This window comes from Bacillus sp. I-2 (assembly GCF_001974945.1).
Classification (GTDB): domain Bacteria; phylum Bacillota; class Bacilli; order Bacillales; family Bacillaceae; genus Bacillus; species Bacillus safensis.
The window spans coordinates 227,779-241,169 of the sequence record NZ_LZRW01000044.1 but is presented as its reverse complement, the minus strand read 5'-3'; the positions used below and the strand labels follow the sequence as shown (position 1 = coordinate 241,169).

Genomic DNA, 13,391 nt, shown 5'->3' with positions numbered 1-13,391 from the left:
GGAGGGGAAGCAATTGGTTACACTTACGGCATCATATGAAGAACTAACAGAAAGCTCGGCAGTTGCACTCGCAATTAGACTTGGCTTGATCCAAGAAAGCAGTCATTTGACATGTACTGAAATTGGTGACGGGAATTTAAATTACGTCTTTCATATTTATGATCACAAACAAGAAAAAGGATTGATCATCAAGCAGGCGCTGCCTTATGCAAAGGTGGTTGGGGAGAGCTGGCCGCTTACATTAGACCGGGCAAGAATTGAAAGTGCCGCCCTGATCAAGCAGTCAGAATATGCGCCGCACCTCGTACCAGCAGTCTATTATTCAGATACAGCTCTTGCAGTGACAGCCATGGAGGATCTCTCTCACTTAGAAATCGTCAGAAAAGGGCTAATTGCCGGAAAACAATATCCGCATTTATCTGATCATGTTGGAGAATTTTTAGGAAAAACACTTTTTTACACATCTGACTTTGCTACAAATCCTAAAATCAAAAAACAATTTGTGAAGCAATTTACGAACCCTGACCTGTGTGATATTACAGAAAAACTCGTCTTCACAGACCCTTTCTTTAATAGTGAAACAAATGACTTCGAAGAAGAATTAAGAGAATCAGCAGAAGCGCTTTGGGCAGATCTTGAGCTGCAAGCCAAAGCAGCGGAATTGAAGCGTATCTTCCTGACTTCAGCTGAAACATTGGTTCATGGAGATCTTCATACAGGCAGTATTTTCGCAAATGAGACTGAAACGAAAATCATTGATCCAGAATTCGCGTTTTACGGTCCCTTTGGATTCGATATCGGCCACTTTATCGCCAATTTGTTCCTGAATGCTTTATCTCGCGAGAATGAACACGAGCAGCAGCACCTTTTTGACCATGTCGTCAATGTATGGGCAACATTCAAAGAAGTGTTCACAAAAGCTTGGAAAGAGGACAGCATTGAAGCGTTTAGTGTATCGGACAGCTTTTTAGAAACAACCTTTGACCGGATTTTAAAAGAAGCGACAGGCTTTGCCGGCTGTGAGCTTGTCCGCCGAACAATTGGTCTTGCTCATGCCGCTGATCTTGATGCGATTCCATCACCAACTAGACGAATTCAGCAGAAAAAAGCAGCACTGACACTTGGAAAAACATTTATCAAACAATATCATACAGTGGAAACAGCGTCTGATCTCGTCGCATTATTCCAGCCATCTGTAAAGGAGTGACGGGTTTTGTCAAAAGAATTTGAAGTCCCCCGTTCTGTCGAATGGGAAGAAAACCGTATTCACATTTTAAATCAGCAAAAATTACCGGCCGAAACCGTATTTGAGCATTTATATACGAAAGAAGATGTGTATGATGCGATTGTGTCATTAAAAGTACGCGGAGCGCCTGCGATTGGCATTACAGCAGCTTTTGGGCTGGCGCTTAGTGCACAAGCCATTGAGACAGAAGAAATGGATGTGTTTAAACAAGAAGTCAATCGAATCAAAGAATATTTAAACAGTGCTCGTCCAACCGCTGTGAACCTCGCCTGGGCATTAGACCGGCTGCTGCAGCGCATTCAGCGTGCAGCATCAGTGAATGCAGCCAAAACAGACCTTGTCCATGAAGCCATTCAAATTCAAATAGAAGATGAAGAAACATGCAGACAAATCGGTCAAAATGCTCTTCAGCTCTTTAAATCAGGTGACCGTATCATGACCATTTGTAATGCAGGCTCCATCGCAACGAGCCGGTACGGAACAGCCCTTGCTCCTTTTTATTTAGCCAAAAAGAAAAATCTTGATCTTCACATTTATGCATGTGAAACACGCCCTGTTCTTCAAGGTGCTCGTCTGACTACATGGGAGCTTATGCAAGGCGGCGTGGATGTGACGCTCATTACAGATAACATGGCAGCCCATACGATGAAGGAAAAGCAAATTTCTGCTGTCATTGTTGGAGCTGACCGTATCGCCCGTAATGGAGATACAGCAAATAAGATTGGAACGTTAGGTCTTGCCGTTCTAGCCAAGCATTTTAACATTCCGTTTTTTGTAGCAGCACCGCTTTCAACCTTTGATGTATCCACCCGCGACGGGTCAGATATTCCAATTGAAGAGCGCGACCCGCTGGAAGTAAAGGAATTAAACGGCGTCCCCATCGCACCGCCTGATGTTCAGGTATTCAATCCCGCCTTTGATGTCACTCCTCATCATCTTATTTCAGGCATCATTACAGAAAAGGGAATTATCACATCGAACTATGCAGAAGAGATTGATGCTCTTTTCGCCGAAAGCATCTCCCAATGATCGCAAAAAAGCGCCGTGTTCTTGTCATTTAAGAGCACCGCGCTTTTTTGGTTCTTGATTCGTTTTTGTTAAGATTTCTTTTTTTTGTTCTTCTGTCAAAACGTTCATTTTGACACATAGTGACGTAACGGCATACATTTTACCTTTTTTGCCCCAAAACATGCCAGCGCCCTCCTTTTTCCCTTGACCAACTTTTTTAGCTTAATAAAAGGATATGTCGCTTAACAAACATTTGGAACAGGTCAATCGATTTATTTTTGAACAAATGGGACGCCTTCTAATTCAAGGAGGACCGCTTTCATGTCTGTCTTCGATCCTGCATAGCCCGTCAGAGACCGGTCTTTTCCAATCACCCTGTGACATGGGATAAAAATAGGTAATGCATTTCGTCTGTTAGCTTGTCCGATGGCTCTTACAGCCTTTGGATTGCCAATCGCTTCTGCAATGTCTGCATAGCTTTTTGATTCACCATATGGTATGGCCGACAATGCTCCCCACACCTGCTCTTGGAACGGAGAACCTGTTTGCTTGAGCGGGAGATCGAATACTTGCCGCTCACCTTTGAAATATTCATCTAGCTGTTTTTTCGCTTCTTGTAAGACAGGCGTATCTGCTTGCTTTAGATTCGCTGCCTGCTTTTTTGCTAAAAACGGTTCATCATCAAACATCACCTCGATGATGGCACCGTCCTTTTCTAGTATGTATAAATCCCCGATGGGTGCGTGATAGACGGTATAATACACGTTACTGCTCTCCTTCTTGTTTCTGCTGCCTAAGTGGTAGCGTGAGATGGAAGACGGTTCCCACGCCTTCCTCACTTTCTACCTCAATGGTTCCTTGATGCTCTTCAATAATTTTATAACTAACCATTAACCCAAGTCCAGTTCCTCTTTCTTTCGTTGTATAAAAAGGCTCACCTAGACGCTTTAGCTTATCTTCTGTCATTCCGCAGCCTTCATCACGCAGTGAAATAACAATATGCTCCTCGCCCTTCCGTTGAATGCTCACATAGACATTTCCTTTGCGCGGCATGACTTCAATTGCATTTTTTAAAATGTTAATAAAGACCTGCTTTAATTGGTTTTGTTCACAATAAATGAGCGGAATCTCATCCAGCACATTGAGATGCATTTGAACATTGCCAAGATTCGCCTGTGCGTGCAGAAGATCCATCGTGTCTTTCACAATTTGCACCACATTTTTTTCTTCATATACAATGGCTTGCGGTTTTGCTAGAATCAAAAATTCAGTGATGATGGATTCAATTCTTTTCAGCTCTGATGTGATGACATTGAAATAGAGCGAATACTCCCCTTCTATATTTCCTTTTAACAGCTGAATGAAGCCTTTTAATGCTGTCATCGGGTTTCTAATTTCATGAGCAATTCCAGCGGCAAGCTCTCCGACCACATGAAGGGTATCTGATTTTCTCACCCGCTCTTCTAATTCCTTCCGCTCTGTCACATCTCTAAAGATCGCCAAATTCATATTATGAATAATGTTGCGTTTAAAAGAGAATTCCAAGATACGCTGATCTGGATGGTTCAGTACAAACGGAACCTCATTATCCATTTCATCTAATGACATCGCCTCGGCAGGCTGAGCTAAATTTTCTATTTGATAAGGGGCAAGGATGTGGAAAAGATTCATTTCTGTTAAATGATCGTCCTTCAATTGAAGCAGCTCGCTGGCAGATGGATTGACTTCAATGATTCGGTATTGATTATCAAAAAGAACAATGCCGTCCATTGATCCATTAAATACTTTGCGGAATTTGAGCTCACTTTCGCGCAGCTCCTGCTCCATTCTTTTTCGATCACTTACATTACGTAAAATGGTTAAGTGCTGTCCTTCTAATACCGCATGCTTTGATGTAAACTCAAGCTCTTTATACTGTCCATTTGCCATTTTGAACAATAGCTCTTCCCTTATTTCATGATTCCGGATATAGCGTCTTCTTGTTGGTCTATATCTCTTATCAGATTTGACGAGAAAGTCGGTAAGTTTTTTGCCAATGAGCGAGTGCATAGGTAATTCAAAAATTCGGCAGGCTGATTCATTGGCTCTCACAATCTCTCCATCGTCCGCCCATATGATGATGGCATCCATTGCATTTTCGAAAATTTCTCTAAAGCGTTCTTCACTTTTTAACAGCTTCTCTTCCATCAGTCTTTTTTCTGTAATATCCCGCATGATGGACATATAAAAACCACTCATCACATTTGATGTGATGGTGAGTTCAAATAGTTTTTGCTGGCCAGATTGAAGGGTAACAGGAAGCTCCCCCTTTGCTTTCCCTGTTTCTTTAAGTGACGTTAAAAGGTGCTGCAAGGCGGGAAGATTTTCTTCTTCGACAAATTCATGTAAATAGCGATCGGTTAAATCAGTCTTTTGCAGCTCAAAGCTCTGACAAAAAGAATGATTCGCATCAATCATGCAGCCATCCTGATCAAAAATGACCATCCCGTCAATGGCTCGGTCAAACAAATCTTTGAACAGCTGCTCATTCATGGAGCGTTCTCGTTCTAATATTTTCTTTGATGAAATATCTCGCATAACCACTATATACTGCTGATTCATGGTGTCGTGCTCTGCGACAAATTCAATGTATTTTGTTTCGCCATTTTCCAGCTGAATGGAGATTTCTCTTTTTAACGTACCTTTTCGAAAAAATAGATCGAGTGAGCATTCAATTTTATCTTTCGGGATGCCGTATAGGAAATCTAGAACGGATTTATTGAGGAGGTCTTCTTTCGGTGTCTGGACAAGCCTGCATGTTGCTTCGTTGGCTTGGATGATGTTGAGGTGCTGATCAAATATAAAAATGGCATCTAGCGTCTTATTTAACAGCATTTTTTGCTGCATCAACTCAGTTCGCAAATATTCGTTCTCTTTTTCTAATTTTCTGATATCTCCCGCAGGAGTTAACCTATTGCCATCGAGCGTTTCAGTCATTCTCTTACACTCCTTTTCCAGCCTCATTCCTCTACAATATTTCTACAATATTTTCATTGTTCCTTCATTCGACTCATAAAAAAAGATAACTTTTTACACGAAGACTGTCTCATTTATTTCATTTGGATGACAGGATTGTATAACGATTCACTTTTCTTACGCTTCTTTTACAACCGTTCTACAATTTCACATCAAATAGCGAATTAAGCCAAAATGTATTTTAGAATGAGGCAAATAAGGGAACAGTGCACTTAGAACATTTATGTTCGAAATCGAGCAGGAAAGGTGATGTTATGGCATCTTCACGAGATAGTTATTTTGATAATGCGAAATTCCTTCTGATTTTTCTAGTTGTTTTTGGTCATTTGTTACGATCATTCATTCATGATAATGACTGGATGCTCTATTTATACAAGTTTATTTATACCTTTCACATGCCCGCCTTTATTTTAGTTTCTGGCTTTTTTGCAAAAGGGTTTAGAAAACCTGGCTTTATGAAAAAAGTCGCCGTTAAGCTGATCATCCCATATTTAATCTTTCAGGTGATCTATTCGGTTTACTATTATCTATTACAGGATCAAAGCATGGCCAATTTAAATCCAATTGATCCGCAATGGTCCTTATGGTTTTTAATTAGTTTATTCTTTTGGAACTTGCTGCTCATTCCTTTTTCAAAACTGCCGTTCCACTGGGCGATGATCGTCAGTTTATCGATTGCATTACTTGTCGGTTATGTGGACAGCATCAGTGATACACTCAGCTTATCACGTACGTTTGTCTTTTTGCCTATGTTTTTAGCTGGATTCTATTTAAAAAAGCAGCATTTTGAATTCATCCGTACAAGCAAAGGAAAGCTGGCAGCACTTTTTGTATTAATGGCTGTGTTCCTGTTTTGCTACTTCTATGAATTTGATTATTCCTTCTTATTTGGCTCAAAGTCGTATGCTTCTCTTGGAGATGAAGGAATGATTGCGGCGATGAAACGAATGGCATGGTATTTGCTTGCATTTGGCGCTACATTCAGCTTCTTTGCATTAGTTCCAACACGCCGTTTCTTCTTTACAAAATGGGGAACAAGAACGTTATATGTTTATTTATTACACGGCTTTGTGATCAAGCTGCTAAGAACCACTTGGTTTGATGACTGGGCGCTAAATGCAGCAAGTGTACTCATTTTATTGCTGCTGACCATTCTGTTAACCTTTACCCTGTCTAGCACTTTTGTCAAAACCGTTGCACAGCCAGTGATCGAGCTCAAAATGACCCATCTCATGCGAACGATCACTGGCAGGCAAGGGAGTTATATCAAATAAAAAACGATCCTTCATGGATCGTTTTTTCTATTTCTTATTCTGCTGACATGCAGCATCTTTCTTTGGCTTCACCAATGTATCAATCCATTTGCTGCTGTTAATATCTCCAAGCTCACTGCCAAATTCCTCTTCTAAAATATCTGGGTCCATTGGCTTTTTATGGTCCTTCATCTCTTTGCTCTTTACATGCTTCTTAGTCACGAGATGCTCCCCCTTGTTTCCCTTTATGAGAATTTCGGTTTGCCTGACGATCTCTTGATTGTTCGTCAAATTGAGTTTGTCCTTGATCATGTGCCATGCTTTCTGTCGGCGTCATATTATTTGTTAATGCTTCATTTTTCGCTGCTTTTCTTTTCATCTGCATTCAGTCCTTTTTTGACAGGTTTAGTTCTTCTCTTAATTGGTCAAGGAGTTCCTTCATTTGCTTGACCGTCACTGGCTTTTCCTCAGGTTTTAACTCATAGCCAATTTGTCCATTGGCTTCTAGCGTGGCTTTTTTGAGACTGCTGATGTCAGTGATGCCTTGCTGCTTTAAACGCATTTTGAATTCATCCCTTGTGAGCCTCGTTTTCTTCAGCTTGTGATCAAGCATTGCTCCATCCTGCAAAATGACCACAGATTTCCCTGAAACCAATTTTTCAAAGAAATCAGATCGGATAGACAATTTTTCCATGATGACGAGTGCAATGATAAATGTAGAGGCAGCATAAATCGTTTCAAGTAAATTATGCTCAATAAAGGGTTGGATAATAATCGATCCGATTGAAATCATAATCACTGTTTGTTGCACAGTTAATTGACTAATGGATTTAGGCCCTGCTATTCTCAGCAGCAAGGTACCAACTAGCAGCATGACAATTGCTTTCCATATTACATCCAGCACGTCTCATTCACCTCTTACCTATAGATTGCGAACATCTCATGTGATTTAGCCAGTTAGATAATGGAAATAAAAAAACAGCATTCCATTTGAATGCTGTTTAGCCAATGATCACGCGCTCTTTCGGATAATGATAATTTGCTTCGCTTTCTCTTCGGCCTATTAAATATAAAAAGCTTGGAATGCCGATCCGGCCAATAAACATGACCACCATGATGATACATTTACCGAACACAGTGAGATCTGAGGTGATCCCAAGCGACAGCCCCGTTGTTCCGAAAGCAGAGCAAACTTCAAATAAATTTTCAAGAAGTGTATTATGCTCTGTTAAGGATAACAGGAACGTAGCGCCAAAGACCAAAATAAAGGCCATCATGGTTACCATAAGGGATTTATTAATATCCGCTTGATGAAGCTCTCTCTTGAATATTTTAATGGACTTATTTCCCCTAGCAAAATGAAACAAGGCGAGTAAATTAAGGGCAAACGTAGTTGTCCGAATTCCGCCCCCCACAGAGCTTGGGGAAGCCCCGATAAACATGAGCATACATAAAAATAAAAGCGTCGGTTCCGTCAGCTGTGTAATATCTAACGTTGTCAGCCCCCCGCTTCTTGTTGCAGTCGATTGAAATAAAGAATAGAACAAGATTTCGTGCCAGCTTTTCCCTACGAAGCTAAACCCTGCTTCAAGTGCATAGATTCCAATCGCTCCGACAACGACAAGGCCGCCGAATGTGAGCGTTGTGATTTTTGTAAACAATGAGAACGATGCGTGCTTTCGATCCTGATTGAACAAATAATCCTTCACTTCCACAAGTACAGGAAAGCCAATCGCTCCAAAGATGATCAGCAGCATCGTAATAAACTGAACGAAATAATCATCTTTGTAAGGGATAAGAGAACTCCCTGTAATATCGAAGCCCCCATTGGTTGTCGCACTAATACTTGAGAAGAAGCCATGTAAGAAAGCGCTTTGCACATCGTAATACTTGAGATAATACATGCTTAAAATCAGGCCGCCGACAAACTCAATCAGCAAAATTAAATATAAGACCTGCTTCATTAGTTTCACAATTCCAGATAAATTGCTTTGGTTTTGATCTGCCATGATCAGCTTTCTTTCTTTAATTCCAATTCTTTTCCGCATGACAAGCCATACAAAGGTACCGAGCGTCATAATGCCGATGCCTCCGATTTGCAGAACAAACGCAAGGATCCACATCCCTGCCACACTAAATGTTTGTGAGGTGTCGACAACAGTCAGTCCTGTAACACTTACAGCACTTACCGCTGTAAACAAGGCATCAATGAACGTCCATTTGACTCCCTCTTGATGAGCCACTGGCAGGCTGAGAAGAATAAACGACACGGTCACAGCAAGAAAATAATAAAGGGCAATCAACTGAAACGCTGACAGCCGGTCAATTAGCTTTTTTATAGGATTCATTTTCATTCCTTCTTTTATCTATCTTTTCGAATACCTTTCTCATTTTAATGAAAAGAGACATGATTTTAAAGCTATTTTATGCTTTATTTTCTTTTTCATCAAAAAGAAAAAGACATCCTGTTAAAGAATGTCTATTCCTCTTTCTTATTTTGCTTCTAGCCTTCTGATTCTTTCGTTTAAATCAGGGTGTGTTGAGAAAAGAGAAGCTTTTCGTTTACCGCTGATTTTCAGCGTAGCAACTGCTGTTTGATCATCATCTTTGATTCTTGACGTGTACGCCTCAAGTGAACGAAGCGCATGAATCATTTTATCTTTACCTGCAAGGTCGGCTCCGCCGCGGTCTGCATGGAATTCACGGTGTCTAGAATATGCAAATACGACAAGGCTTCCTAGGATAGAGAAAATGATTTGGAAAACAATCACAGCGATAAAGTGAACAATCGGCACAAGCTCTTCGCGTGAAACAAAACGGCTAGCGATCCATGCCGCAATTCTTGAAAGGAACACAACGAACGTGTTGACGATTCCTTGAAGCAGCGTCATCGTCACCATGTCACCATTCGCAACGTGAGCGACTTCGTGGGCGATTACACCTTCAACTGCTGCATCATCCATTTCATGAAGCAATCCAGTTGATACCGCAACAAGTGATCTCCTCTTAGAAGGACCTGTTGCAAATGCATTTACTTCAGATGATTGATAAATACCAACCTCAGGCATTTTAGAAAGGCCTGCTGCTCTTGAAAGTCTGTGCACGCGGTCAACAAGCTGCTGCTCATCATATGTTAATGAATCCTTTTCTGGATTTAACACACGTACACCCATCATCATTTTTGCCATCCAGCGAGACATTGCAAGTGACATAAACGAGCCAACAAAACCAACTACTGCACTGAATACAAGAAGATAAAGGATATTAAGTCTTCCGTCTGCTCCTATATAAGAACCAACACCAGTTGCTGCACTAATAACCGACAGTACAATACCAATCGTAGTGATAACAAGAATGTTCGTTAATATAAACAGAAATATTCTCTTACCCATACATAACCTCCGCTGTCATATTAAGTTCAAATGAACTTATTAATAAAATTATAAAAATAAACGTCTCAAATTGCAAGGAAAAAGGGATCACTTTCTCTGTTTATCATAACGGCTAAAGCCCCATCACATCAATATTTACGACATTGGCTCCAGCAGAAAAGTGAACAAATTGTGACGCACAGGTCTGGTTTTGAGTTTATTTTGCATTTTCATCAAAAAGAGACTATGATGTTGAATTAGATCAATAATCACGTTTTGACGTACAAATGAGGTGGAACATGGTTACTTTTAAATTAACGAGAATTGACATGACAAGACTTCTGTATTCTCTAAAAGGAGAGGGAGATCTAACTCCGCTTCAGCTTTTGAAACTATCTGTAAAAAATCGCAAGGATCATAACTATGATGAATTAAAGATCCCGTCTTTTTTTGAGAAGCTTGAACGGCGGAAGCAAAAATCAGAGCATGGTCTTTCTACAAATGAAATTGTTGAGCTTGGCAACTTGTGTGAGCTGACTTCTCTTAAATCGACGGCGATTCAAAATTGGATCAAACGTGATATTAAAGATATGATTGGCCATCCAGAGCTTGGCAAGAAGTACTCTATTGATCAGGTCGTTATTTTATTAATTGTCAGGGATTTAAAATCAGTTTTTGACTTCGATACCATTCGTATGATCTTATCTGCCTTATTTAACACCATCACAGATCGAACAGATGATATTATTAGTCCAATCCGTTTTTATGAAGCTTATGCGCACGTCCTTGATTTTATTTATCACCATACTCAATTTCCATTAAAGGAAACAAATTTACGAGAAATAACCGAAGAGCAGACAGATAAGCTCCATGACGAGTTTACAGAATTGACGAAGAGCCAATGGAATTTGATTAAAGGCATTATCAGTTCTACCGTCTTCTCTGTCTTTACTTCTCATTTGCAAAGTACCGCACAAGAAATGATGTTAAATACGCTGCAGCTGAATAAGGGATAAATAAGAACCGAGGTGACTTCCATCACCTCGGTTTTTTTGTACAGCAATTGCCAGCATAATTGCACGCCGTTTTTTTCAAAATAAGAAGGCGCAACAAACATGAGGTGAAAGGAGGAATATGACATGGCAAATCGAAATCAACTTCTTGTTCCTGGAGTAGAACAAGCTTTAGATCAATTTAAATACGAGATCGCTCAAGAATTTGGCGTCAATCTCGGTTCAGATACAGTCTCACGTGCAAACGGTTCTGTTGGCGGTGAAATCACAAAAAGACTCGTTCAACAGGCTCAATCACAAATGGGCAATCAATCTAAATAAAGACATGGTGAAATACGCCGGAGCTAATCTGGCGTTTTTTATTGTTCATATGTGTGCTCATGCCGGTTCTCGCGATAAGGAAACGGTGCACCTTTCCCTTTTTGCTTTGCATGTTCTCTTTTTTGTTCAGCGGATGGATTGTTCTGATCCCTGCCGTTTTTTTTTGCATGTTTTTCTGCATCACCACGTGATGTGCCGTTCCAGTGTCTTCTTTCATCAGGATCAGTTGAGTGATTTTTTTTTTGCTCTTTATCGAAAGAAGGATCCTTTTCTTCCTTTATCTTTTTGTCTTTGCTTTCATCATCAGGTTTTTGAGGCTTTTGAACAGATCCTTGCTCTTCCCTCTCTGGTTCTTTCTGCTCTTTGTCCTCAGCTTCAGGAGCCTCTTGATCTGGCTTCATCTCTTCGCTATCGTCTGTCTTTACGTCTTCTTGTTTGTCTTTATCTGCTTGTTCTTCATCATGTTTCTTAGGATCTTCTTCCTTCACAGCATCGTTATCTGCTGCGTCTTCATCCTCTTTGATGTCTTCATGTTCTTTATCTTGCATTTCTTGATTTCTAATATATGTTCCTGTTGAAATGCCTGCCTTTTGAGCTTTTTCTCTTGTTTCCAGGTCACTTTCCACAGTTTCCAGCTTATAATTGCGTTTTTGATATTCACCAGAAATGGTGTTGATTTTGCTTTTTACGTTTGTTTTATATGTATTGTCCTGCTTGTTTTCATAAACGGTTGAAATATAAATACTTTTAGAATTGTTCACATATCCTTTTTTGTCACAGTCATCTATAATTTCCTGCACGACTTTGGTCATGTCGTTTTTTTCTAAATCCTTCATACTCGCCAGTACTTGCTTTGCATCTTTATTCAGCGGTGTGACACCGATCACTTGATAATTGTGATCAAGCTTCAGCTCAAAGCTTGGGTTAATGTCAATTGTCATATACGCATATGCTTTTTGACTTGAGAGAGATGGCATCATAGTAAAAATTACGACAATAATCGCTGCTATTGATAGGATTCCTGCATTTAACGGACGTAAACGAAGCAGGTCAAAAAAACCGGCTCTTTTTCTTTCGAGACGTGATTCATTCGGAAATGTCACTTCTTGGCCGATTTCATAGTTTTGCTCTTCATATTTTGTCCGCAGAAATTGTCCATCAGGGGTCAGCAGCGTGACATATTTTTTGTTTTTCTCTACTATAATGCCTCTTCTCATGAATTAAGCACCCCTTTAAGGTAATCTTTCAAATACACATAATCACCTGTCATAATGATCGCCATCGCAATGATATATTTTCTATTTCTCTCAATCGTTTTGCGGCTGACTTCCACTAACTTTTCCAGCTGTTTGACGGGCAATTGTTTTTTCTGAAATAAAATGGTTCTCAGCTCATCGTGTTCAACGAGTGTATGGGCTACTTTAATGGCATTTTGCCTGGCATCTGCATGCTTTGGTGAATGCTCAAGCAGCTCTTGAAACGTGAGACCGTATACTTTCAATCGTTCTTTAAAATGTTCAATCTCTTCTCTTCTATGTTCTTGTTCAATTAAACGCCTATATTCATTTGCCGAGAGCTCTGCTTCAATCATGCTTTGAGAGTATTCGCCATTCTCACTTTCTTGCAGGTCCATTTGAACCGTTGGCGCATTTCTTGCTTCTTTTCGAATATAGTCAATCACTTTTCTTTTAATAATTAATTCTGCGAAAGCAAGCAGTGAGTTTCCTTTTTCGGCAGAGTATTTTTCTATCGCTTCATTAAAGGCTATTAAGCCTATGCTGAATTCATCATCTTTTTCATCTATATATCGTTTACAAACGGATGAAACCGTCTTAGCGACAAATGGTTTGTATTGCTCTATTAATGCATTTTGCAGTTCGATATCACCTTGTTGAATACTGATAGCCGACTGCTCTAATGTTTGCTTTTTCTTTCCTTTTTTAAACAAAAGGCTAAGCAATGGTTTCACCTCAGTTCTCCCTATATTACTCATTTATGATAGCTAATTTATGAGGGAAGCGCAAAGGAAGAAATGAGGAATTCATTTCCTGTTACTCAATTATGACATGTATGTCACCATCTACTTTACAATGTTTCGTCTAAAAGCAAAGAAATAAGGGGGTATCTCCCCCTTATTTGTAATATACGTGTTATGAAAATGAAA

At 40.0% G+C, this 13,391-nt stretch carries 15 protein-coding genes; 5 read left to right on the top strand and 10 right to left on the bottom strand.

Annotated elements, in window-relative coordinates:
* The first annotated feature begins 13 nt into the window (after positions 1-13).
* Both mtnK and mtnA read left to right on the top strand, forming a co-directional pair.
* The gene (gene mtnK, locus BAE31_RS16085; RefSeq protein ID WP_041106015.1) at positions 14-1,207 is read left to right on the top strand and encodes an S-methyl-5-thioribose kinase; all 1,194 of its coding nucleotides are present in this window, start codon (positions 14-16) and stop codon (positions 1,205-1,207) included.
* 6 nt (positions 1,208-1,213) lie between these two features.
* Positions 1,214-2,275 carry an S-methyl-5-thioribose-1-phosphate isomerase gene (gene mtnA, locus BAE31_RS16080; RefSeq protein ID WP_041106013.1) on the top strand — a complete coding sequence of 354 codons (1,062 nt, stop codon included), beginning with the start codon at positions 1,214-1,216 and terminating at the stop codon, positions 2,273-2,275.
* A 24-nt stretch (positions 2,276-2,299) separates the two neighbouring features.
* Here mtnA and BAE31_RS19765 read toward each other — a convergent pair whose 3' ends face one another.
* From BAE31_RS19765 to BAE31_RS16070, 3 genes are all read right to left on the bottom strand, one after another.
* A complete protein-coding gene (locus BAE31_RS19765) occupies positions 2,300-2,437 on the bottom strand; it encodes a hypothetical protein (protein ID WP_165585032.1) in 138 nt (45 codons plus the stop codon).
* Positions 2,438-2,526: 89 nt separating this feature from the next.
* On the bottom strand, positions 2,527-3,018 hold the full coding sequence (locus BAE31_RS16075) for a methylated-DNA--[protein]-cysteine S-methyltransferase (protein ID WP_041106011.1): 492 nt from the start codon (positions 3,016-3,018) through the stop codon (positions 2,527-2,529).
* 1 nt (position 3,019) lies between these two features.
* Positions 3,020-5,230: a PAS domain-containing sensor histidine kinase gene (locus BAE31_RS16070; protein WP_041106009.1), complete on the bottom strand. Its 2,211-nt coding sequence runs from the start codon at positions 5,228-5,230 to the stop codon at positions 3,020-3,022.
* Between the two features lie 293 nt (positions 5,231-5,523).
* On the opposite strand from BAE31_RS16070, the gene BAE31_RS16065 reads away from it, so the two are divergent.
* Positions 5,524-6,543 (top strand): acyltransferase family protein, encoded by a 1,020-nt coding sequence (locus BAE31_RS16065; RefSeq protein ID WP_024426826.1) that lies wholly within the window; start codon positions 5,524-5,526, stop codon positions 6,541-6,543.
* A gap of 27 nt (positions 6,544-6,570) precedes the next feature.
* On the opposite strand, the gene BAE31_RS19760 is transcribed toward BAE31_RS16065, so the two are convergent.
* From BAE31_RS19760 to htpX, 5 genes are all read right to left on the bottom strand, one after another.
* A complete protein-coding gene (locus BAE31_RS19760; protein ID WP_162860202.1) occupies positions 6,571-6,744 on the bottom strand; it encodes a hypothetical protein in 174 nt (57 codons plus the stop codon).
* Positions 6,737-6,901: a hypothetical protein gene (locus BAE31_RS19755; protein WP_087975542.1), complete on the bottom strand. Its 165-nt coding sequence runs from the start codon at positions 6,899-6,901 to the stop codon at positions 6,737-6,739. The genes BAE31_RS19760 and BAE31_RS19755 overlap by 8 nt, the downstream gene beginning before the upstream one ends.
* A 6-nt stretch (positions 6,902-6,907) precedes the next feature.
* The gene (locus BAE31_RS16060; RefSeq protein WP_024426825.1) at positions 6,908-7,426 is read right to left on the bottom strand and encodes a DUF421 domain-containing protein; all 519 of its coding nucleotides are present in this window, start codon (positions 7,424-7,426) and stop codon (positions 6,908-6,910) included.
* 97 nt (positions 7,427-7,523) lie between these two features.
* Positions 7,524-8,870 carry a TrkH family potassium uptake protein gene (locus BAE31_RS16055; RefSeq protein ID WP_087975544.1) on the bottom strand — a complete coding sequence of 449 codons (1,347 nt, stop codon included), beginning with the start codon at positions 8,868-8,870 and terminating at the stop codon, positions 7,524-7,526.
* Positions 8,871-9,014: 144 nt separating this feature from the next.
* Positions 9,015-9,914, bottom strand: a complete 900-nt coding sequence (gene htpX / locus BAE31_RS16050; protein WP_024424664.1) for a protease HtpX — start codon at positions 9,912-9,914, stop codon at positions 9,015-9,017.
* Between the two features lie 278 nt (positions 9,915-10,192).
* On the opposite strand from htpX, the gene BAE31_RS16045 reads away from it, so the two are divergent.
* Complete coding sequence (locus BAE31_RS16045; RefSeq protein ID WP_076840940.1) at positions 10,193-10,909, top strand: DUF1836 domain-containing protein; 717 nt, start codon at positions 10,193-10,195, stop codon at positions 10,907-10,909.
* A gap of 123 nt (positions 10,910-11,032) precedes the next feature.
* On the top strand, positions 11,033-11,227 hold the full coding sequence (locus BAE31_RS16040) for an alpha/beta-type small acid-soluble spore protein (RefSeq protein WP_076840939.1): 195 nt from the start codon (positions 11,033-11,035) through the stop codon (positions 11,225-11,227).
* Between the two features lie 38 nt (positions 11,228-11,265).
* On the opposite strand, the gene BAE31_RS16035 is transcribed toward BAE31_RS16040, so the two are convergent.
* Together BAE31_RS16035 and sigI are read right to left on the bottom strand one after the other, a co-directional pair.
* A complete protein-coding gene (locus BAE31_RS16035) occupies positions 11,266-12,444 on the bottom strand; it encodes an anti-sigma factor domain-containing protein (RefSeq protein WP_076840938.1) in 1,179 nt (392 codons plus the stop codon).
* Entirely contained in the window at positions 12,441-13,196 is a 756-nt protein-coding gene (gene sigI / locus BAE31_RS16030; RefSeq protein ID WP_003210952.1) for an RNA polymerase sigma factor SigI, read from the bottom strand. Before sigI ends, BAE31_RS16035 begins: the two co-directional genes overlap by 4 nt.
* Between the last annotated feature and the right edge of the window lie 195 nt (positions 13,197-13,391).